This is a genomic window from Peribacillus muralis, from assembly GCF_001439925.1.
GTDB lineage: Bacteria > Bacillota > Bacilli > Bacillales > DSM-1321 > Peribacillus > Peribacillus muralis.
Window position 1 is genome coordinate 204,606 of record NZ_LMBV01000007.1, and the last position, 22,957, is coordinate 227,562.

A 22,957-nucleotide genomic window follows, 5' to 3' on the forward strand; every position below is an offset into this window, starting at 1 on the left:
TCTACTATGTTTGAAAAGCTGAGTCAATTTCTCATTCCACTAGCTGGGAAGCTGAATAACAATCGCTATTTAGCGGTTTTACGAGACGCATTTATGTTAGCGTTTCCACTTACGATTTTCGGTTCGATTTTTGTCGTCTTAACCAATCTGCCATTTCTAAACAAATTGTTAAGTGACGATTCCGTCATGACCCTACAATCTTCATTCGCGATTGCTTCGCAGGCAACCATGGGTATTCTTTCGGTGTTCGTAGTTTTCGGTATCGGCTATTACCTGTCAAAGAGCTATGATGTTGAAGCTGTGTTTGGAGGCGTTATTGCGCTTGCTTCCTTTCTGATCTTAACACCATTCGCGATTGAAGCTGAATCTGGAGAAGTGGTCGCTAATGTCATTCCACTTGATCGGCTAGGCGCCAAAGGAATGTTCCTCGGGATGATCACAGCTTTCATTGCCGGTGAAATTTATCGGAAAATCGTTCAAAGAGATATAACCATTAAGATGCCTGCAGGTGTACCGCCGGCTGTTGCAAAATCATTTGCTGCACTACTACCGGCCTTAATCACGTTAACGGTTTTCTTAGCGGTAAATGTAATCGTTACACTAGGTTTCAATACTAATTTACATGACTTTATTTATGATGTGATTCAGGCGCCGCTAGTTGGTCTTGGAAGTGGAATTATCCCGACTTTAATCGCTGTATTCTTCATACAGGTTTTATGGTTCTTCGGGTTACATGGCCAAATCATCATCAACTCTGTTATGGATCCCATCTGGGCAACTCTTGCTCTGGAAAACTTAGAAGCTTTCAGAGAAAAAGCTGAGTTACCGAATATCGTTTCTAAACCGTTCATTGAGGTATTTACTGTAGGAATGGGTGGTACAGGGATGACGTTGGCTGTAGTCATCGCCATCTTATGGTTCATGAAGAGTAAGCAAATGAAACAAGTAGGAAAGCTTGGTGTAGGACCGGGTATCTTTAACGTGAATGAACCGATTATTTTTGGGCTTCCGATTGTGATGAATCCAATCGTTGTCATTCCTTGGATCATTGCGCCAATGGTGGTAACAGGATTTACATATTTCACAATGGCAACTGGAATCGTCCCGCGGCCTACAGGAGTTACAGTGCCATGGACCGTTCCAATCGGGATAAGCGGCTATCTTGCCACCAATAGCTTCAGGGGCTCCTTATTGCAAATCGTTAATTTATTGATCGTATTCGTAATATGGTTTCCGTTCCTTAAAGCATTGGATAAAACGAATGTAAAAAAAGAAAGAGAAGCGGAAAATCAAAACAAAGCCTCATAAACACCAAGGCAGGCAAATGAAAAAAACATTAAACAAGGTTCAGGTAGACCATACTTGTATCCAATTTAAAAGAATAGGGGAAAATTAAGTATGAAAACGATAGAAGAAACGACTGAAACTGTACAATACCATTTTCCAGAAGGTTTTTGGTGGGGCTCATCTGCTTCGGCCACTCAAACGGAAGGTGCAGCAGATATAGACGGAAAAGGCAAAAACATTTGGGATCACTGGTATGAAGTTGAGCCAAATCGTTTTTTCAACGGCGTCGGACCTCAGAATACTTCTCAGTTTTACTATAAATATAAAGAAGATATAAAGTTAATGAAGGAAATTGGTCATAACTCTTTCCGGTTATCGATTTCATGGTCACGTATGTTCCCGAAAGGAAAAGGGGAAGTGAACCCGAAAGCAGTGGATTTTTATAATTCGGTCATTGATGAAATGGTAGAAACAGGCATAGAACCATTCGTCAATTTATACCACTTTGATATGCCTATGGCCCTGCAGGAAATCGGAGGGTGGGAAAACAGGGACACCGTCGATGCGTTTGAATTCTATGCTGCGACTTGCTTCCAATTGTTCGGAGATCGTGTTGCAAAGTGGTTCACGCATAATGAACCTATTGTCCCGGTAGAGGGTGGATATTTATATAATTTTCATTATCCGAATATCGTCGATTTTAAAAAAGCGGTACAAGTTGGTTACCATACGATTTTATCCAGCGCAAAAGCGATCAAAAAGTATAGGGACATGAATATGGATGGCAAAATCGGGATTATATTGAACTTGACGCCATCATACCCGCGAAGCCAGAATCCAGCCGATTTAAAAGCATCAAAGATTGCCGATGCCTTTTTCAACCGTTCTTTCCTAGATCCATCTGTGAAAGGGGAATTTCCATCAGATCTTGTTGCAATCTTAAAAACTGAAGGATTCATGCCCGCTATGGAAGCAGGCGATTTGGATATAATTCAGCAAAATACGGTCGATCTGTTAGGCATCAATTATTATCAGCCTCGCCGTGTTAAGGCAAAGGAACATGCCCGTAACCTGGATGCTCCATTTTTGCCTGAACTGTATTTTGACAATTATGAAATGCCAGGAAGAAAAATGAATCATCACCGCGGCTGGGAAATATACGAAAAGGGCATCTATGATATTTTAATGAATGTAAAAGAAAATTACGGGAATATTGAATGCTTCATTTCTGAAAATGGAATGGGAGTGGAAGGGGAGGAGCGCTTCCGTGATGAAAATGGCATGATACAGGATGATTACCGAATCGAGTTCATTAGCGAACATTTGAAGTGGGCTCATAGAGCCATAAGCGAAGGTTCAAATGTAAAGGGGTATCATCTATGGACATTCATGGATAATTGGTCTTGGAGCAATGCTTACAAAAATCGTTATGGCTTCGTGTCAGTCGATTTGGATAATGATGCGCAAAGAACAGTGAAAAAGAGCGGTTATTGGTTTAAAGAAGTGGCAAATCAGAACGGATTTTAAAAAAATGGGGCCTGACTTTGCAACCTGTCCTAGGCACATGATGCATGTGGATTTGGCAGCATTTGTCTGCCCCTTTCCTGCTTGAAATAGAAGAAGAATGAACTTTCAGAAAATCGTTTCTTTACAGTATAACCCGGTTATCTTAAAATGGAAAAAGCGGATGAAGTAAACTGTCTCGTGTTTTTGTTAGTAGGAGCGAATAAAAATGAACAAATATGAAAAAATCTCTATTGAAATCAGAAAGAGGATCAAGCAAGGTTTTTATCGGACAGACCAGCCTATTCCTGATGAAATCACGCTTGCAAAAGAATTCGTATGCAGCCGGATGACAATGAAAAGAGGACTGGATATTCTCGTGGAGGAAGGGCTGCTTCTTAGAAAACGGGGGCATGGAACATTCATCGTTCAATCACCTGTAAATGACGAGAAGGTGAATGTCATCAGTGAAGAGACTCTCGGGTTGTCTAATGTGCTTCCGAACAGAAAAGTTTCAAGCACACTTATCGCCTTTGATGTACAATTCCCTGAAAAGGAAGTGGCCGATCAGCTTGCCATTAGCGAAGATACACCGGTTTATCATATTATCAGACTTAGAAATGTAGATAATGAGCCATATGTCATTGAGAAGACTTATATGCCGGTATCAATCATTCCAGGAATAACAGAAAAAGTATTACTAGCATCCATTTATAATTACATACATGAAACACTAGAATTGAAGATTGGCGGTGCACATCGGAAAATCAGAGCAGACAAACCGAATGAACTGGACCAAATTCATTTAGGATGTTTAACGGATGACCCGATATTGGAGGTTGAACAGGTCGGCTATTTAAACAATGGGCTGCCTTTTGAATATTCTTTTTCCAGACATCGTTATGATAAATTCGTTTTCACGACAGTTACCATACGCAAATAATACAAGTGAGGAGAGTGGAACCGTGATGTTATATGGAGCGATTGAAGCAGGAGGAACGAAATTTGTTTGTGCTGTAGGTGACGAAAAAGGAAATGTGGTGAAGCGGATCCAAATTCCGACGACTGTTCCTGAGGAAACCATTCCGGAAGTCGTCCGTTTTTTCTCGGAATACGAGCTCTTAGCGATTGGAATCGGTTCATTCGGTCCGGTCAATATTGACCCTGCTAGTCCAGCATACGGGAATATAACGACTACACCAAAGCCAGGCTGGAGGAATTTCCCCTTTTTACAAACGATTAAAAATGAATGTAATGTTCCTGTCGGTTTTCATACTGATGTAAATGCAGCAGCATTAGGGGAAGCGAGGTTTGGAGCAGCCGCAGGACTGGATAGTTGTTTATATATAACAGTAGGCACCGGAATTGGAGCTGGTGCAGTAGTTGGCGGGCGATTATTGGAAGGGCTTTCTCATCCGGAAATGGGTCATATCTTGGTTCGGAAGCACCCAGAAGATTCATACGAAGGCAAATGCCCTTATCATCGGGATTGCTTGGAAGGACTCGCATCCGGCCCGGCCATTGAGGGGAGATGGGGAAAACCTGCTGCTCAATTAGCGGACAGACAAGAAGTTTGGGAACTGGAGGCCTATTATTTAGCGCAGGCGATCGCTCAATATATATTAATTCTATCTCCAAAGAAAATTATCCTTGGTGGGGGAGTCAGTAAACAACAGTCCGTTTTCCAAATGATTGGAAACCAGGTGAAAGAAGCACTTAATGGGTATGTTTCACTTCCAGAACTTGAAAGCGAAATATCCGATTATATTGTAAAGCCCGGCTTAGGGGACGACGCCGGAATTATTGGTTCACTTCTGCTCGCGGACCTTGCTTATCAAAACGAAGTAAAAATGCGCCTAACATAATCAAGGTATCCAGATATATGAGGTGGTACCCTTGGCTACATATAAAAATCCATTTGATCAGGTGTTAGTGGCACCTGGTCTTTTTGTTTAGAACACCTGTATAAACTGCCCTCTGGCACTGCGTTTTTTAAAAGGGTCTTAATGATAAATATGTGGAAAAAGACAAATTATTGTGATGATTATCTCAATTTGAACGGAATTACTGGACGCATTATAGACGACTGAAGGGGTTGAGTGGAACATGTTTTCTACTAGGGAGCAAAAATTACTGCGTTATCTTATGCAAGCAGAAAAGGAGATGACTGGTCTGGAATTGGCGGGCCACCTTCATATTACTTCAAGAACCATTCGTTCCATGATAAAAAACCTAACGGCCATCCTTGAAGAGCATGGCGCGGAAATCATAGCCAGACATCGAAAAGGCTATCAATTACACATACATGATCATTCAGCCTTCCGTAGCTTTTTAAAGATTGTGGCTTTTGAACGAGTGAATGAACAGTGGATTCCAAGTGACCCAAGTGACCGTATTGCTTTTCTCATCAAACGATTGCTTTTATCAGAGGATTACATAAAGCTAGAGATGTTGGCTGATGAACTTTATGTTAGTTCGTCGACTGTAAAAAATAGTTTAAAAGAGGTTCGAGAATTATTGACTAAATATGAGCTGGTAGTCGATAGTCGTCCCAATTATGGGTTAAAGGTAGTTGGAAATGAGTTAAAAATGCGTTTTTGTATCGCAGAATATGTATTTAATTCAGCGCAAAAGACTACGGAGTTGGTAGCTGATCCGGAAATGGCCGCCATACGTTCGATCATATTGAAGCAAACCAAGAGAGCCGGAATTCAGCTTTCGGATATCGGCCTTTCCAATCTAGTGATCCATATCGCGATTGCCTGTAAGCGAGTGCTGCTACACAACTATGTATCGATGTTGGATGAAGAAATAAAAAACTTTGAGGAACAAGCCGAATATCTTGTTTCGAGGCAAATCGTAACCGATATTGAAAAGTCATTCAACGTTACCTTTCCCAATTCAGAGGTTGCCTACGTCACACTCCACTTACTCGGAACAAAAATGGTTTCCTATAGGAAAGCAAGTGATGCCTTGTCTCCAGTTAACTTGATTAGCGAAGAAATCCTTACGCTCACAGCAAACCTGATTGATCAGGTTGAAAACGAACTGCAATTGGGCATTCACGATGATCAAGAGCTTATAAATGGACTTGGCATGCACCTCAAACCGGCAATAAATCGACATTATTATGGGATGAACATTCGAAATCCACTTTTAGCAGAAATTAAGCAAAAATATCCTCTTGCCTTTGATGCTGGAGTTGTGATGAGTAACGCTCTTCATGATTCTTTGGGTGTTCATATAAATGAGGATGAAATTGGCTATTTAGCTCTTCATATGGAAGCGGCCATGGAGAGAAAACGTCTGAAACCTAAAACAAAACGGTGTGTCATTGTTTGTGCAACTGGTGTTGCAAGCTCTCAGCTTTTATATTATAAATTGAAGTCTGCCTTTGAGTCACACTTGGATATTGCTGGCACGATGAACTTATATGAATTAAGGAATTATCCACTAGAATCATTGGACTTCATCATTAGCACAATTCCGATTTATGATGACTTATCCATCCCTGTTGTAGAGGTTAACACACTGCTCGGCAATCAGGACATCCTGCACATTGAAGCCTATATGGTGGATCATATAACGTTGGTTCTTGATTATACAGATCCAGAGCTTATGTATTTTCAAAAAGATCTGCAAACAAGAGAAGAAGTATTTGACTTTTTCGAAGCAGAACTTACTAAACTTGGAAGAATTCCTGCTGGTTTTAAAGAGGCAGTGATCGAGAGGGAAAAGGTGTCGCCAACGTGCTACGGCAATTTAGTTGCCATTCCCCATCCGATGCGCCCTTTAACAAAGGAAACATTTTGGTCTGTTCTAACATTAAAGAAACCAATAGCGTGGGGAGATGAAATGGTTCAGTACATATGTTTGTTGAGTGTTCAGAAGGAATATGAAAATGAAATGCAAAAAATCTATCAATTTCTTGTTAAAGTGATTGAAACTAAAGCTTTGGTAGATCAGTTGATTAAGATTGAAAGATATGCTGACTTTGAGCAGGTGATTAAAAGAATGGAAGAGTATGGTTCAAGATAATGATTTCCTCTTATTGGAGGAAAATGTTTGGATTCAAATGAAAGCGCTTAACAACTAAACTAAACATATCAAAGAGCTTCGACAGCACTTTAAAATGGCATATTTGTTCTTTGGTGTTTTTGGTATCAGGGAATGAAATTAAACGATTGAGAAATGGGGGTTGAAGATGAGTTTTAAAGAAAAGGCAAATGACGTCATGGGTTCTGCGGCTTATAAAATCAACAATCAAAAATATATTATGGCCATAAAAAAAGCGTTCGTCGTTCTAATGCCAGTGATAATTACAGGGGCATTTGCCATCTTGGTTTCCAGTATGATAATGAGTCCTGAAACAGGTTTAGCATCATTTGACTTCTTTTCATTTCTAGCAGATTATCAGCCAATCATGAAAGCGATTCAATACGCGACATTAAACTTCCTTACGATAGGAGCTATCTTTTTAATTGGGTTGGAGCTTGGAAGAATAAACGGCAATCCTTCGTATTTCCCGGGAATCCTCGCCATAATATCTTTCATAGCAGTCATCCCTACTACGCTTGAATTAGTAGTGAATGAGCAGCCTCAAATGGTTGTCGATGTTCTCTCCAGGCAATTTACAGATCCAAAAAGCTTGTTTTTAGGAATGTTTATTGCCATTGTATCCGTCGAAATTTTTTCGAAATTAGAGTCGTTTGATAAATTGAAAATTAAAATGCCGGAGAGCGTTCCAGCAAATGTTGCCACATCGTTCTCAGCGCTGTTTCCATCGATTTTAACCGTAACCATCATTGCGACAATGGGGTTTGCGTTTCATCAACTAACAGGGATTTACTTGCATGAAGCAATTTATAATATCATTCAAAGACCACTTGAGAGTGTGGTTCAGGGATTACCAGGAATTCTGATTTTAATGTTTGTTGCCCAATTCTTCTGGGTGATTGGCATCCATGGAAATCAGATGATCAAACCAATAAGAGAACCTTTATTATTGGCAGCCATTACTGCAAACATGACCGCCTTCCAAGAAGGTAAAGAGATTCCGAATGTGATAACGATGCCTTTCTGGGACGTGTATATGAGTATAGGAGGATCTGGGGTTACTCTCGGGTTATTGGCAGCTATCTTTATCGTATCTAAGCGTGAAGAAATGAAAAGTATCGCGAAACTATCATTTGGACCAGGCATTTTCAATATAAATGAGCCTGTTATCTTCGGGCTTCCGATCATGTTAAATCCGATAATGGCGATACCATTTATCATCACGCCATTGATTACCGGAACGATTGGTTATATCGCTACCGTGACAGGGTTTGCTGCCAAGGCAGTTGTAATGGTTCCATGGACGACACCACCGCTTATCAATGCGTACTTATCTACGGCAGGAAGTATAGGAGCCGTCATTACACAAGTCATCTGTATTGTTGTATCTGTTTTGATCTATTTACCATTCGTGATGATGGCCAATGCAGGTGTTAAAGAAAAAAGAAAAAAAGAAGCGGATGAAGCCACAAGTGTTAATGTCAGCGTATGATAGCGGGTAACTTCTACACTCCACATAGATGTGTTGATCTGTATGGATGCAGAAATGTTTCCCCCCCAAGTGATCAGCTAGGTGAAGGTGAGGAAAAGAAATGAATATTGAAACAATGGAAGTAAAAGTACCAGAGAATTTCATCCTCGGGGCAGCTGCGTCAGCTTGGCAAACTGAGGGATGGTCCGGTAAGAAAGAGTCTCAGGACTCTTATCTAGATCTTTGGTATAAAAACGACAAGAATGTTTGGCATAATGGGTTTGGTCCTGCCATTGCTACTGACTTCTTTAATCGATATAAAGAAGATATAGCGCATATGAAAGAGATCGGATTAACGCATTTTCGAACGTCTATTAATTGGTCGCGTTTTCTGATCGATTACGAAAACGCAGTAGTGGATGAAGAATATGCAAGTTATGTAGACAACGTTATTGACGAGTTAATAGATAATGGTGTGGAGCCGATGATTTGTCTCGAACACTATGAGGTACCGGCAACTTTATTTGAAACATATGGTGGGTGGGAATCCAAACATGTCGTGGAGCTTTTTGTAAAGTATGCAAAAAAGGTGTTCAGCCGATATGGAGCAAAGGTAAAACATTGGTTTACCTTTAATGAACCGATTGTTATACAGACAAGGGTCTATTTAGACGCTCTTCGGTATCCTTATGAACAAAACACGAAGAAATGGATGCAATGGAATTTTAATAAAGCGTTAGCAACCGCAAAGGTTGTCCAATTATTTAAGGAACATGATTATGGACAGAAATATGGATCGAAAATAGGTGTTATTCTTAACCCGGAAGTAACCTATGCCAGGTCATCTGCTGAGAGTGATAGGGAGGCAGCAAGAATCTATGATTTATTTTTTAATCGTGTTTTCTTGGATCCATCCATTAAAGGCGAGTATCCTCAAGAGCTACTTACATTGATGGATAAACATAAGATCACCTTTGAACATACATCTGACGAGCTCCAAATCATTAAAGATAACCCGGTCGATTATGTTGGATTGAATCTCTATTATCCTCATCGAATACAAGCACGTACGGCTGGCTGGAATGAATGTACGCCGTTTCATCCGAGTTATTATTATGAAATGTTCAATCTTCCTGGTAAAAAAATGAATCCTTTCAGGGGTTGGGAAATTTATCCTAAAATTATGTATGATATGGCAAAGAGAATGCAAGAGGAGTACGGAAACATAGAATGGTTCATTGCTGAAAACGGCATGGGTGTTGAAAATGAGTACACCTTTAAAGATAATCAGCAGATTATACAGGATGATTACCGAATTGAATTTATTGGCGAACATTTAAAATGGCTGATCAAGGCGGTTGAAGAAGGAGCGAATTGCAAGGGATATATGCTCTGGGCATTCACGGATAATGTGTCACCCATGAATGCTTTCAAAAACCGGTATGGGCTGGTTGAGATTAATTTAGACGATGATCGAAACCGGACCCTGAAAAAATCGGCTTATTGGTACAAAGATGTAATCCAAAATCGTGTAATCGTAGTGAAAGACGATACGGTGTTTAAATAAAAAGGAGGAATATATAATGGAAAGAATTATTTTAGCCTGTTCTGCTGGAATGTCAACATCGTTGGTTGTTTCAAAAATGAAAAAAGCTGCAAGCAAAAGAGGTGTTGAATATAATATTTATGCCATTCCTGAATCTTCTATTGGTGAGGAACTTACAAAGTCAAGTGATCATGTACTCGCGATTCTTTTAGGACCTCAAGTGAAATTCATGAAAAAAGCAGCTGAAAAAACAGCTGCACCTTATGGGATTCCTGTCGATGTCATTGATCCACAATCGTATGGTACGGCGGATGGAGATAAAATTCTAGATCTTGCTTTACAAATGGCTGCAAAAAACGATGATAAATGAGGAGGGGGAAGCATGCAAACAATCGAAGGAATGCAAACGGCAGCTCTCCAAATCATTTCATACTCAGGAGAGGCAAGGAGCCATTTTGTCGAAGCCATTCGTGAAGGACGGGCAGGACATTATCAGAAAGCGGATTCATTAATTAAAGCGGGGGAAGAAGCGTACAACAAAATCCACCAGGTGCACTTTTCCCTTATACAAAAAGAAGCAAACGGAGAGATATTACCTTTCTCCCTGCTGTTCATTCATGCTGAAGATCAGATGCTGACAACGGAAACGTTAAAGATAATGGCTGTCGAAATGATTGAACTATGTAAAATGGTAGTCGAAGGAAAAACAGGGTAACGGCTCGGTGCAAGGAGCTTAAAAAATGGTGTTACTAGAATCTTAAATAACTAGAAAAACCCCCTTTGGAAAATATCCATTGGGGGTTTTTCTATTGGACTGAAGACTCTATCTGTAATCGACTACAGTCCATTTGTTTTCATGAGTGATGTACCTTTATAGTAATAAATCGTGGTATCAGTACCTCAGGAGACCAGGTTGCTAGAACTCTTTGTCTCATCTCTCTTGATTCTCCAAATAGTCAATCGCACTTTTTAACCGGTCAAGACCGTCTTTCAGCTTAGCTTCGGGACACCCTACATTCAATCTGATAAAACAGCTCCCTGATTCTCCAAATGTTTCGCCTGGCATGATCGCTACTTTACCTTGATGAACAAGGGCATCTTGAATTTGATTGCTGGAATAAGGTAGTTGCGACACATCAATCCAGGCGAGGTAGGTGGATTCGGGTAAATGGAAAGAAAGCATCGGTAAGTGTTCCTTTAGAAAAAGCTGAATGATTCGTAAGTTGCCGTATACATATTCGACTAATTCGTCCACCCAATATTCACATTGATTATAAGCAGTAATCACTGCTTCCATTGCAAACACGCTGGCACTCGATAATCCATCTTTATTCTTCAAGGAAATAAGAAAGGCTTCACGAATATCCGTATCTGGTATAAGACAGTATGAACCTCCTAATCCTGGAGTATTGAATGTTTTACTGGCTGAGGAGCAGATGCACAATGTATTTGGATCAATGGCCGACTGAACGATCGGTGTATGGGTATTTCCTTCATGGATGATGTCCATATGAATCTCGTCGGATATGATGTAAACATCATATCGATTGCAAAGGGCTACGATTTTATTCAGTTCATCACGTGTCCAGACACGACCTGTAGGGTTATGAGGGCTGCAAAGAAGTAACACTTTTGCTTTTGGATGCGCTAGTTTTTCTTCTAAATCTGAAAAATCGATCGAATATGCACCTTCATGATAAATTAATTCATTACTTGATATGATGCGTTTATTGTCTTGGATTGTTTTAAAGAATGCATCATATGCTGGTGTTTGAATGACCACGTGATCTTCTTCTTCGGTCATTATCTCGATAAGCTTGGAAACGGAGTAGATGACAGAAGGACTATAGGTAATCCAATCTTCTTGTATAGGACAAACAAAGCGTTTTTTATACCATTGCGTAATTGCGTCTTTGAATGGTGAGTGGTTCCAACGTGTATAACCAAAGATCCCATGCTGCAATCGTTGCTGAATGGCTTGCAAAATTTCAGGTGGGCTTTTGAAATCGGTATCCGAAATCGAGAACGGGAGAAGGTCTTTCTCCCCGAATCGATCTTGCACGTAGTCCCATTGCGTACAAAATGTCCCCCTGCGATCAATCTTCTCATTAAAGTCATGTTGCATGCTGTACAACTCCATTTTCAGGAAATTTTATCCATTTGTGATTTTAATAGTCCAACTTGTGGACCAATGACTACTTGCAGATTATGTTCATCAAGAATCACAACCCCAAGAGCTCCACATTCTTCTTTCAAGATCTTTTCGTCCACCTTGTCCATTACATCCACGACGAGACGAAGGCGGGTTACACAATTATCCAATGATTGAATATTTTCTTTACCACCAAGAGCAGACAATACTTTTTGGGCATTGTAGCTTATTCCTTTAGTAGTGCTAGAATGATTGCCAAGGTCATCACTCATCTTTTCCCGCCCTGGAGTCTTTAAATTGAACTTCACGATCGAATAGCGGAAAATCGTATAATAGAGACCAAACCATATCACACCAACTATAAGAACGAGATACCATTTTGTAGCGAATCCTTGCATAATGCCGAAAATTACGAAATCAAGTATCCCGCCGTCAGTATTGCCAATGGTCACTCCTAGTAGCGCCATTATCATGAATCCTAATCCAGTCATAATGGCGTGAAGTAAAAACAAAGCGGGAGCTACAAATAAGAATAAAAATTCAATAGGTTCTGTAATACCTGTAACAGCGGTGGCGATCACACCAGATAATAATAGCCCCTTAATTTTCTTTCGGTTTTCAACGCGAGCCGTATGGTAAATGGCTAATGCAACAGCCGGTAATCCAAACATGAAGGTGGGCATTTTACCTTGTGATAAAAAGGCCGTTGCAGCAGGGCTTATTGCACTTCCGTTTTGTAATTGGGCATAGAATATATTCAATGCTCCCGAGATTGTGTTCCCATTGACAACTTCTGTACCACCAGCTTCCGTAAAACGGATCATCGCCACTAGGATGTGATGCAAGCCGAAAGGAAGTAATAATCGTTCACCAGCACCGAATAAAAATGGACCAAAAATGCCAGAGTTATTTATGATGGCACCGATACCGGCGATGGCCGTTGCAAAAATCGGCCAAATCATTGGCAGCAGAAGCCCCACGATCGACAATGTGAATGCGGTTACAATAGGGACAAATCGTGCTCCGCCGAAAAAGGCGAAAGCGTCTGGCAATTTAATTTCATAGAAACGATTGTGTAACAAATACACGATAATACCAGCAATGATACCACCAAGTACACCCATTTCTATCGTTTGGAGCCCCATTACCATTCCTTGCCCAGCTTGGCGCAATTGTTCGGGATCTGCCAATGTTCCCGTTTCTGTTAAGTAAAAATTGATGGCTAAATTCATGATTACATACCCGGTAAAACCTGAGAAAGCAGCTACACCTTTTTCATAGCGCACCAGACCCATGGGAATGGCCATGGCAAATAGTACAGGTAAATAAGTAAAGGCAAAGCCTCCTATTGTCGCCAAGAAACTAAAGCTGAATTGAAGGAACGAATTATCCAAAAAAGGAAAGGCTTCGATGGTAGTTGGGCTTGTGAATGAGCTACCAATTCCTAAGATCAGCCCCATGAATGCCAATAAAGCAACAGGAAGCATGAAGGTCTTGCCTAACCCTTGGAAAAACTCCCAAAGCTGTGATTTTAGACGCTTATTCTTTTTCATTATTCTGACTCCTTCCAGGGGATAAACATAGCTTAAATATACACTCACGACCGAAATTATCAATTACTTACATACCATATGTATGAGCGTACATTTTTTGTATAGACAAACATTTCCGACCGTTTTAGTCATAGGGAAAAGACCCGTAAAAGACAGCTCCAATTTCTACGGTTCTTTTAGGAATCTTTATGCTGCTCCAAATAGGTTAAAATAATTAAATCCAAAATGATGCTTAACGGGAAGCGCGAACTCATATCCATTTCACCATAATAGCAATTGATCACGTGTGCCTGGAAAGATAAATCGACTTCTTGTTGTAAGCGATTATTATGTTGACCTGTGATGGAAATTGTTTTAACGTTGCGTTTCTTTAAAAGTGAGGCGTATTCCAATGTGTAAAGCGTTTCGCCACTATAAGAAACTAAGATAGCTAAATCATCTTCACTTAAACTATTCGCGACACTTCTCAATTCATCCCAATCTTCACGGGCGCTGCTTATTTTCCCGGAGAACATTAGTTTCCTTGATGCATCCACGCAAGGTGGAAGTGAATTTCCTACACCAAAGAACTCCACATGCTTACTGGCATGAATATATTTGGCTGCTTCAGTTATTTTTCCTTCATCTAAATAATCAAACGTGCTTTCTATCTCCTGCTTGACGCGGTCGATATGTGAACTTAAAAATCCAGAATGAGAAAAAACAGTATTATTGGGCTCTTTGGTCACTTCTTTTTTTAATGAATATTTGAAATCTTGAAAGCCGCGAAACCCTAATTGCTGACATGTTCTACTAATGGTAGCTGTGGATACGAAGAGCTTTTTCGCTAGCTCATCTACATTCATATGCACAACGATCTCATGATGATGCAAAATGAACTCTAGCACACCCATCTCTAATTGGCTCAGTCGTTCGCGGTGCTGAGACAAGCGCTTCAGAAAAACTTGCATGATACTCACCCTCTTTATTATGAATCAGACCTTGTAGTCTATCATAATCGTAAATTGAGAAAGTAGGAAGTTGAATATTACATAGTGATGCCATTTAAATGAAATTTCCATCATTCATTTCACAAACTGATGTGAAGTGTTCGTATCGTTATTTTGGCTGAATAATTTTATTTTATATCGGGAAGCCAATTAACGTGGTGCCTTATAATAGGAAGAAATCGATTTTGTCTGTTGCTTTTTATTGTTGTTTTGGAAAACGAAACAAGAAAGCGGTGTCCGCCAAATAAGGTGGCACCGCTGTTATTGAACGAAAAGCAGCTTACATATCGTGGCCGCTATTGTGCTTTTGACGGGAATGCTGTCGATTCTTCACTTTATGGGAACCGCTTAGCGGGGCAGGTTGTCCTGGGTTATTTCCTTTAGGTGCATTTTTGCGAATATCTTTACCATCGTTTTTGTTCATGTGATCATCCCTCCTGATTCTTAGGATAGTCAGTCAGTGAAATTTTATTCACTTACATATATTTTATGACCTTGTGCATCCTATGGATGGATACAAACTAAAAGGAGATGAAACTACATGCAGGATAAACAAGATAAGCGTAGGGCATTCCAAGAAGCCCAGCAAAGCTACCAACAAGTATATGATGTATATTCATCCATCGAAAAGACCGCACCGAACTACGGAACGGAATTGGAACATGTGAAGCAGGAAGTGAACGAGGCTTATCAGCAAATACAATCTGCTTTAGTCACTGCTTCCGAGCATCAGCGAGAACAATTGAAACAATTCGAACAGGATATTCAAGCCATCGTCAATGAAGTCAATTCAGAGGACCATTGAATTACTGATTCTGTTCATCGGCTCACTTATTTGCGTTTTACTTGAGGGTTTCCATTCTTTTAGAGAATGGGAAAGGCTTTTTGAAAAATGCAGTTCGTCTGCATTTTCAAAAAGCCTTTTCTGTTTAAAGTGTAGAAGGGAAGATCATTGGTTTTTCTTTCTTTTTTTATTATTTTGCCTTTGTTCTTCAGATAATGGCGGTTCATTTCCCAATTCATCATGGAATCCCGCTCCATTACCTTGCGCCTTTGCCGCATTCATGCCTGGTATGACATGATTAGCCTTTTGTTTTGCCATTTCGACACCTCCACCCATAGAATGTGATAATGCTGAATGATTATGTATGTTTGTACCATTTGTTTTACTGGTATAATTTATCAGGTCAAAAATGAGGTCATTCTCAGAAAATGGTGTATCATCAAGGCTACCTAAAAGCACTTTAATCTGTGGAAGAATTTTTTCTATAAGCGAAACTTATCAAAAACAATAACTTTCTTGTTATTTACTTATACTCATTTCTATATTAGTATTAGATTGAAGGAAGAGTTAGGCTGGGAGAAGAGAGAGAAAATTCGACAAACTAACTTTTTTACTTATATTTATTGTAAACATGGTTTTAGTGAACCAGGTTTTACTTTTATGTGCAGAATACGTTCTGACAGTTTAATAGGGGGTAATATTCATGACGAAAAATGACGTGTACCAAGCGCGTAAATCCTTTGAAATTGAAGGAAAACGCTACAACTACTACAGCCTAGACGCTATTGAAAAAGCAGGGGACGGCAAAGTTTCACGCCTTCCATATTCCATTAAAGTATTACTTGAAGCAGTTCTGCGTCAAGTGGACGGAAGAGTAATCACAAAAGAACATGTTGCGAACCTTGCTAAATGGGGAACAAGCGAGCAACAAGATATAGATGTACCTTTCAAGCCTTCCCGTGTTATCCTACAAGATTTCACTGGCGTTCCAGTTGTTGTTGATTTAGCTTCTCTACGTAATGCTTTCGCGGCCCTTGGTGGAGATCCTGACAAAATCAACCCGGAAATCCCTGTTGACCTTGTAATTGACCACTCTGTACAAGTTGATAAAGCAGGTACAATGGATTCACTTGATGCCAATATGGATCTTGAATTCGAGCGTAATGCAGAGCGTTACCAGTTCCTAAGCTGGGCTCAAAAATCATTCAATAACTACCGTGCGGTTCCGCCAGCAACTGGTATCGTTCACCAAGTCAACCTTGAGTACCTTGCGAACGTAGTGCACGCGGTTGAAACTCCAAACGGCGACTTTGAAGTATTCCCTGACTCTGTATTCGGTACAGATTCACATACGACAATGATCAACGGTATTGGTGTTCTTGGATGGGGCGTCGGCGGTATCGAAGCAGAAGCAGGCATGCTTGGACAGCCTTCATACTTCCCAGTACCAAAAGTAGTTGGTGTGAAATTAACTGGTCAACTTCCTAAAGGGACGACAGCTACTGACCTTGCCTTGAAAGTCACTCAAGTTCTTCGTGCACACGGCGTTGTTGGTAAATTCGTTGAGTTCTACGGCCCAGGAGTAGGATACCTTCCACTTGCTGACCGTGCAACTATCGCTAACATGGCTCCTGAATACGGTGCTACAGTTGGTTTCTTCCCTGTCGATGCAGAAGCGATCGACTACATGCGCTTAACAGGCCGTGATGAAAAACAAATTAAAGTCGTTGAATCATACTGCAAAGAAAATGGATTGTTCTACGCTCCTGAAAACGAAGATCCAGCATACAATGATGTTGTGGAAATTGACCTTTCAGCAATTGAACCAAACCTTTCTGGCCCTAAACGCCCGCAAGATTTGATTCCGCTTTCTCAAATGAAACAATCTTTCCATGAGGCCATCAATGCACCAATGGGTAACCAAGGTTTCGGCATGGACAATTCTGAATTGGATAAAGAAGTGACGGTTAAATTTGCCGATGGCAAAGAAACGGTAATGAAAACAGGTGCGATCGCAATTGCTGCAATCACAAGCTGTACAAATACTTCTAACCCATACGTAATGCTTGGAGCAGGTCTTATCGCTAAAAAAGCGGTTGAAAAAGGCTTGACTGTTCCTGATTATGTAAAAACATCATTGGCACCAGGTTCTAAAGTTGTTACTGGTTACCTTCGTGATGCAGGTCTTCAACCATACCTTGATCAATTAGGATTCAACGTAGTTGGTTACGGCTGTACAACATGTATCGGTAACTCAGGTCCATTAGCGGACGAAATCGAAGCAGCAGTTGCTGAAGCAGATCTTCTAGTAACTTCAGTGCTTTCTGGTAACCGTAACTTTGAAGGTCGTATCCATCCATTAGTGAAAGCAAACTACCTTGCTTCTCCAACCTTGGTTGTTGCATATGCACTTGCTGGTACTGTGGACTTCGATCTTAACAATGATTCACTTGGTAAAGATAAAGACGGCAACGACGTATTCCTTGCTGATATCTGGCCATCACAAGAAGAAGTTAACGCTGCTGTTAAAGCAACGGTTACACCGGAATTATTCCGTAAAGAATATGAAACGGTATTCAACGATAACAAACGTTGGAATGAAATCCAAACAAGCAACGAAGCGATTTACGCTTTCGATTCTAAATCGACTTACATTCAAAATCCTCCATTCTTTGAAGGATTATCACCAGAACCAGGTTCGGTTAATCCGCTTGCTGGCTTGCGCGTAGTTGGTAAATTCGGTGACTCAGTTACAACTGACCACATTTCTCCTGCAGGTGCAATCGGTAAAGATACACCAGCTGGTATCTACCTTCGTGAAAACGGTGTGAAACCACGCGACTTTAACTCTTACGGTTCTCGTCGTGGTAATCATGAAGCGATGATGCGCGGAACGTTCGCAAACATCCGTATCCGTAACCAAGTTGCTCCAGGTACAGAAGGTGGTTACACTACTTACTGGCCAACAGGCGATGTAATGGCTATCTATGATGCTTGTATGAAATACAAAGCTGATGGAACAGGTCTTGCAGTCATCGCTGGTAAAGACTATGGTATGGGAAGCTCTCGTGACTGGGCTGCAAAAGGTACTAACCTTCTTGGCATCAAAACGGTCATCGCTGAAAGCTTCGAGCGTATTCACCGTTCTAACCTTGCATTAATGGGTGTTCTTCCTCTTCAATTCAAAGAAGGCGAAAACGCTGAAACGCTTGGATTGACTGGTAAAGAAGCGATTGCAGTTAAAATCGACGAAACAGTTAAACCGCGTGATATCGTAACCGTTACAGCTACTGATGAAGCTGGGAACGTAAAAGAATTTGATGTACTTGTTCGTTTCGATTCCGAAATCGAAATCGACTACTACCGTCACGGTGGTATCCTTCAAATGGTATTGCGTAATAAATTAAAAGGCTAATTTCAGCCCTTTTTGAATCGGTAAACCTAGAATCTAGGTTTACCGATTCTTTTTTTGTGTCAAGATTATGAAAGCGGGCGAATAACATGAAACGAATAAAGGGGTTTCACTATTCCCAATGTCATTTTATTGTTAAAATGTAAAAGGGATGTTGTTCTATTTCTGGAAAAAGGTAATAACTTTATTGTATTGGGACTAGGGGGACAAAAGTGTATGCTTAAAAAAATTATCGCCTCAGTGCTCTTACTGTCACTGATTACGATTGCCATTGTACAAGCGATGGATAATGATCCAAATAACCATGAAAAAGAGGATTCATTGGGCGGTTTGAAGATCGGGGCTAAGGCGCCGAATTTCTCCTTAAAGACGTTGGATGGAAAACAAGTTGAATTAGCGGATTATAGAGGCAAAAAGGTTATGCTGAATTTTTGGGCAACCTGGTGTCCGCCCTGCAAAAAGGAAATGCCGGATATGGAGAAATATGCCCAGCAAGCGGGTGACGATGTCGTCGTTCTTGCGGTCAATATAGATCCAGAAAACGATGTACAAGCGTTTGTGAAGGAAAATGGGATTACCTTCACGATACCTCTTGATAGCAACAGTGCAAAGAATCCAGTCAATGAGCGATATAAAGTACTAAGCATTCCCACTACATATTTCATCGATAAGCAAGGCAAGATCACGAACAAAGTGTTAACGGCCATGCAGCTTAAAGATATGGAACGAAACATCAACAGCATGCAATAACGGAACCTTAGAAGGTTCTAGACAAAAGGGGTTCTGAATTCTTCAATTCCGAACCCCTTTTGGAATTTTGCTGTTAAGAAATTTTTGGAACTTTCCTTGTTACCAACGTTTTCAAAATCAGTTTTGTATCTGCAACTACACGCTCGACGACGTTGACGATCTGCGTTTTCCCAAAAGGATTGGCTTGCTGCATGACAAAGATGGGCAAGCTTGATGATAGGAAGGTACAAGACTCCCGGCGCATCCGCCGTGAAAGGTCCATAAAACTTTTAGCATTGATGCTCTAACATTTAAAGTGAAGATGAATGAAACGGGTCCAGTATTAAAATACTTTTTGAATTGGCGGAACTTTTAAAAGGGTCTTTTTTTCACTTCGAATGATTGACTGTTAACAAAGTTGTCATAAATTAAAATGAATATTAATAAAATTCTAAATTTTTGGTTAAAAATGTTCGAAAAAGGGTTAAAGTAAGGAGAGAGTAGGTAAATAATTGCCGATTAAAAAATCTGATAATTATGACAATTTAAGGATAATTACCATATAGTCATAATTTTACGTTAATTTGGCAATGCTAAATACTATACTAAAAATAAGTAGGTGAATAACATGAAAAAAAGAAAAAGGACTTTTGAAGAATTAATTAAAGAAAATAAAAGGGAATTAATGATGGACCTTAAACAAATGGAAAGAATTGAGGAACGTCTTGAAAAAAAACATATGCAAAAAGCTGAGTAACAAATATGAGTCAGTGCGTTGAAAGTTCCTTCAACCGTGCTGGCTTATTTATTTTGACCCTTTCAAAATCTGGCACTCATGAATTCCTCCCTTTTCACCCATGATAAGAAAAGGAGGCGATAAAATGAGTAATCCGAAAAAAGATTCCAAACACTTCAGACCTAGCCATCTTGGAACCCAACCAAGGGCAGCGGGTAGCAATAATGGTAAGCAAATGCAGGACAAGTCTGGGAAGCATGCCCAGGTCATACAAACTAAAGGTGAATAAGAAGGCTTGATAAAAAACCATCTTTGACTAGAGGTGAAAAACAATGGATTCATTCAAACATAATAAGGATAACCGTTTGGATAATGTTGAAAAACTTCAGGACGCGATTCACAATACAGAACAGAACATGACAGCAGCGAATGATACGATGTCCTTTTCATCAGCTGAGGATAAAATGGCAATTACAGCCAAAAATGAGCGAAGAAAAGCGAGCATTGAAGCGATGAAGGAAGAAGTGCAAGATGAGCAAGAAGCGCGAGAAAGCGGCTACAATACGGATAATATATAGAGAATGGGGGGAGAAGGAGGCAAGATATCTTTCTTCCCCGTTTTTTCATGAATGCTCAAGACAGCTTAAATGAAAAATGAACGGTTGTTATGGTAATATGTTTATATTGCAAAAATGAAAGTGGGGAAAGAAAAATGTTCATAGCTGAAAATGATATTGAAGTGAGATATGCAGAGACCGACCAGATGGGTGTCGTTTACCATGCCAATTATTTTATATGGATGGAATTGGGCAGGACAAAATTGATCAATGATTTAGGATTTCATTATGCCGATATGGAAGCGAAAGGGATCCTTTCCCCAGTAATGGACATTCAGGCTTCGTACAAAACACCTGTACGATATGGTGACAAAGTAAAGGTTAAAACCTGGATTGACATGTATGACGGGTTACGTGTCGTATACGGATATGAAGTCATCAATGGGAAAGGGGAAGTGGCAGCTACCGGGCATTCTTCACATGTTTGCGTTAAAAAGGAGAGCTTCCGTCCAATATCCATTAAACGCATGTTTCCTGATTGGCATGAAGCCTATGAAAAAAATAAAAAGCAGGATGAGTTGGTTTCTAAACAATAATCGAGGTGATTCAGACATGGCTTTCGGCATTAAACGGGAAGACGTGATGGAGTGGAAGCTGCGTATCGATCAAGGCCAAATCGCTTTTCTAACCCATTATTGGCTGGATGACAGGTTCCCAGGATGCAAGACGGTAACAAAAGTCGGGAGCACCGATTTAAGCCGTTTATCTGAATGGGGTAAGCAATATGGGCTGAAAAAAGAGTGGATCCATCACCGGAAGGATGGCTACTCGCATTATGATCTTCTGGGCGACAAGCAAAAGGAAATCCTTAAAGCGGAAGGGATTATTGAAGAGCTGCTCAATAATTAAAAATAGCAACAGCAGTATACACCGCTGTTGCAAGGTCATGCGCCCTTTTCATAATGAAATTCAGGCTCAGTCAGGTTTTCATTGAAGGTAATCCGCAAATCATGACCATCGAAGTACCAAATATCTTTTTCTTCTACATAGAAATGAATATTATTGGTCGATGATACGGCTGCGGCATTTTCAGGATCTTCTTGCATGATGCCCAATGAAAAGCCGCTTTGGACGGAACTATGTCCACCATATCTTACATAAAAGCGCAAATGCGAGCCTTCTGGGAGCTCCAATTCATCTATATACCACTTTGCAGCTTGATCGGAAATAGTCAGTTTCATTCTGATTCTCCTTCCTTAGATTCGTTATTTAAGTATAAAGTAAATATGAAGTAGATGCGAACAATGTGCGTTTTAGAAACCATAAAAAGGGCTCCAATGAAGGGTGATGAACCGACGGTACCAGAATAGTTGGCCTTATTGAGGGGAGTAATAGGTAATGTTTGCAGATGTAGTCGTATTATCTAAATGAATATTAAAAGATATATGGCTGGAAGACCCTCCGCAAAAATCTCCTATTATTCATGAAAACGAGCACGTAATGTCTGTTTAAGCTACATTAGCCTATTGATATTTTTTTTCTAAATGATACGACAACTGCTAGGTAAATTCCTACTAATTACGATATATCTACGGAAACGGAGATATATTAACGGAAATGGAGCATTTATCAACGGAAACGGAGCATATATCTCCGAAATCAGGAATATATCAACGAAACCGGGCGATATATCGACGAAAAAGGAGTATTTATCTCCGAAATCAGGAATATATCTACGGAAACGGAGCATTTATCTACGAAATCAGGATTATATCAACGAAATCGGGCGATATATCGATTTTTCGACAAAAAAGGACCGGCTAGCAGTTCTGTCATAAATCTGCGATCGTCTTGCCAGCCAGTCTGCCTTCCGGAGAAAAAGGCATCCACCGCGGAATGCTCCTTCCATCGAACGAACCCACCCTTGAATCATTTGATACGAAACTTCAAATATAGCTGTGCTTTCCTTCTAGGTAAGTGGTGACTATATATTTTTTCTGTTGGACAGGAAATCTAGCCATAAAAAAGCCCCGTACCTGTTAGTTTGGTGTCTAACAGGTACGGGGCAGTTCATTTTAGCCTGAAAGCTGCAGATTCCTGCAGCTATTTTGTATTTTCGTGCGCCCGGCATGGGTGCAATCTATAGGGTGTGAGTCCCGAACCATGAAGGCAGTAGTAATGG

At 40.3% G+C, this 22,957-nt stretch carries 23 protein-coding genes; 17 read left to right on the forward strand and 6 right to left on the reverse strand.

Annotation, left to right across the window (positions count from 1 at the left end):
* Positions 1–6 precede the first annotated feature (6 nt).
* From celB to ASU00_RS11925, 9 genes are all read left to right on the forward strand, one after another.
* A complete protein-coding gene (celB, locus tag ASU00_RS11885) occupies positions 7–1,308 on the forward strand; it encodes a PTS cellobiose transporter subunit IIC (protein WP_057913678.1) in 1,302 nt (433 codons plus the stop codon).
* A 90-nt stretch (positions 1,309–1,398) separates the two neighbouring features.
* A complete protein-coding gene (locus ASU00_RS11890; protein ID WP_057913679.1) occupies positions 1,399–2,814 on the forward strand; it encodes a glycoside hydrolase family 1 protein in 1,416 nt (471 codons plus the stop codon).
* A 205-nt stretch (positions 2,815–3,019) separates the two neighbouring features.
* Positions 3,020–3,733: a GntR family transcriptional regulator gene (locus ASU00_RS11895; protein WP_057913680.1), complete on the forward strand. Its 714-nt coding sequence runs from the start codon at positions 3,020–3,022 to the stop codon at positions 3,731–3,733.
* Positions 3,734–3,758: 25 nt separating this feature from the next.
* Entirely contained in the window at positions 3,759–4,655 is an 897-nt protein-coding gene (locus ASU00_RS11900; RefSeq protein WP_057913681.1) for an ROK family protein, read from the forward strand.
* Between the two features lie 241 nt (positions 4,656–4,896).
* Entirely contained in the window at positions 4,897–6,828 is a 1,932-nt protein-coding gene (locus tag ASU00_RS11905; RefSeq protein ID WP_057913682.1) for a BglG family transcription antiterminator, read from the forward strand.
* A gap of 166 nt (positions 6,829–6,994) precedes the next feature.
* The gene (locus tag ASU00_RS11910; RefSeq protein WP_057913683.1) at positions 6,995–8,338 is read left to right on the forward strand and encodes a PTS sugar transporter subunit IIC; all 1,344 of its coding nucleotides are present in this window, start codon (positions 6,995–6,997) and stop codon (positions 8,336–8,338) included.
* Positions 8,339–8,438: 100 nt separating this feature from the next.
* On the forward strand, positions 8,439–9,884 hold the full coding sequence (locus ASU00_RS11915) for a glycoside hydrolase family 1 protein (protein ID WP_236712708.1): 1,446 nt from the start codon (positions 8,439–8,441) through the stop codon (positions 9,882–9,884).
* Positions 9,885–9,900: 16 nt separating this feature from the next.
* Positions 9,901–10,233: a PTS sugar transporter subunit IIB gene (locus ASU00_RS11920; protein WP_057913684.1), complete on the forward strand. Its 333-nt coding sequence runs from the start codon at positions 9,901–9,903 to the stop codon at positions 10,231–10,233.
* Between the two features lie 12 nt (positions 10,234–10,245).
* On the forward strand, positions 10,246–10,578 hold the full coding sequence (locus ASU00_RS11925; RefSeq protein ID WP_057913685.1) for a PTS lactose/cellobiose transporter subunit IIA: 333 nt from the start codon (positions 10,246–10,248) through the stop codon (positions 10,576–10,578).
* Between the two features lie 216 nt (positions 10,579–10,794).
* Here the strand turns inward: ASU00_RS11925 and ASU00_RS11930 are convergent, their stop codons facing one another.
* The 4 genes from ASU00_RS11930 to ASU00_RS24490 form a co-directional block, all read right to left on the reverse strand.
* The gene (locus tag ASU00_RS11930) at positions 10,795–11,988 is read right to left on the reverse strand and encodes a MalY/PatB family protein (RefSeq protein WP_057913686.1); all 1,194 of its coding nucleotides are present in this window, start codon (positions 11,986–11,988) and stop codon (positions 10,795–10,797) included.
* A 17-nt stretch (positions 11,989–12,005) separates the two neighbouring features.
* A complete protein-coding gene (gene malX, locus ASU00_RS11935; RefSeq protein WP_057913687.1) occupies positions 12,006–13,568 on the reverse strand; it encodes a maltose/glucose-specific PTS transporter subunit IIBC in 1,563 nt (520 codons plus the stop codon).
* 176 nt (positions 13,569–13,744) lie between these two features.
* On the reverse strand, positions 13,745–14,518 hold the full coding sequence (locus ASU00_RS11940) for a MurR/RpiR family transcriptional regulator (RefSeq protein WP_057913688.1): 774 nt from the start codon (positions 14,516–14,518) through the stop codon (positions 13,745–13,747).
* Positions 14,519–14,837: 319 nt separating this feature from the next.
* On the reverse strand, positions 14,838–14,981 hold the full coding sequence (locus ASU00_RS24490) for a small acid-soluble spore protein P (protein WP_061141525.1): 144 nt from the start codon (positions 14,979–14,981) through the stop codon (positions 14,838–14,840).
* Positions 14,982–15,098: 117 nt separating this feature from the next.
* On the opposite strand from ASU00_RS24490, the gene ASU00_RS11945 reads away from it, so the two are divergent.
* Positions 15,099–15,362, forward strand: a complete 264-nt coding sequence (locus ASU00_RS11945; RefSeq protein WP_057913689.1) for a hypothetical protein — start codon at positions 15,099–15,101, stop codon at positions 15,360–15,362.
* A gap of 144 nt (positions 15,363–15,506) precedes the next feature.
* Here the strand turns inward: ASU00_RS11945 and sspO are convergent, their stop codons facing one another.
* Positions 15,507–15,659: a small acid-soluble spore protein O gene (gene sspO, locus ASU00_RS11950; RefSeq protein ID WP_057913690.1), complete on the reverse strand. Its 153-nt coding sequence runs from the start codon at positions 15,657–15,659 to the stop codon at positions 15,507–15,509.
* A 385-nt stretch (positions 15,660–16,044) separates the two neighbouring features.
* Here sspO and acnA point away from each other — a divergent pair, with 385 nt between their 5' ends.
* From acnA to ASU00_RS11980, 7 genes are all read left to right on the forward strand, one after another.
* Positions 16,045–18,756: an aconitate hydratase AcnA gene (acnA, locus tag ASU00_RS11955; protein ID WP_057913691.1), complete on the forward strand. Its 2,712-nt coding sequence runs from the start codon at positions 16,045–16,047 to the stop codon at positions 18,754–18,756.
* Positions 18,757–18,969: 213 nt separating this feature from the next.
* Complete coding sequence (locus ASU00_RS11960; RefSeq protein WP_057913692.1) at positions 18,970–19,503, forward strand: TlpA disulfide reductase family protein; 534 nt, start codon at positions 18,970–18,972, stop codon at positions 19,501–19,503.
* 607 nt (positions 19,504–20,110) lie between these two features.
* Positions 20,111–20,239, forward strand: coding sequence for an FbpB family small basic protein (locus ASU00_RS24495; protein WP_082630260.1), 129 nt, complete (start codon positions 20,111–20,113; stop codon positions 20,237–20,239).
* Between the two features lie 124 nt (positions 20,240–20,363).
* Positions 20,364–20,507: an acid-soluble spore protein N gene (locus ASU00_RS11965; RefSeq protein ID WP_057913693.1), complete on the forward strand. Its 144-nt coding sequence runs from the start codon at positions 20,364–20,366 to the stop codon at positions 20,505–20,507.
* Between the two features lie 43 nt (positions 20,508–20,550).
* Positions 20,551–20,796, forward strand: coding sequence for a small acid-soluble spore protein Tlp (gene tlp / locus ASU00_RS11970; RefSeq protein WP_057913694.1), 246 nt, complete (start codon positions 20,551–20,553; stop codon positions 20,794–20,796).
* 134 nt (positions 20,797–20,930) lie between these two features.
* Positions 20,931–21,371, forward strand: a complete 441-nt coding sequence (locus tag ASU00_RS11975) for an acyl-CoA thioesterase (protein ID WP_057913695.1) — start codon at positions 20,931–20,933, stop codon at positions 21,369–21,371.
* Between the two features lie 16 nt (positions 21,372–21,387).
* Positions 21,388–21,684: a hypothetical protein gene (locus ASU00_RS11980; protein WP_057913696.1), complete on the forward strand. Its 297-nt coding sequence runs from the start codon at positions 21,388–21,390 to the stop codon at positions 21,682–21,684.
* Between the two features lie 35 nt (positions 21,685–21,719).
* On the opposite strand, the gene ASU00_RS11985 is transcribed toward ASU00_RS11980, so the two are convergent.
* Positions 21,720–22,016, reverse strand: coding sequence for a HesB/YadR/YfhF family protein (locus ASU00_RS11985; protein ID WP_057913697.1), 297 nt, complete (start codon positions 22,014–22,016; stop codon positions 21,720–21,722).
* Between the last annotated feature and the right edge of the window lie 941 nt (positions 22,017–22,957).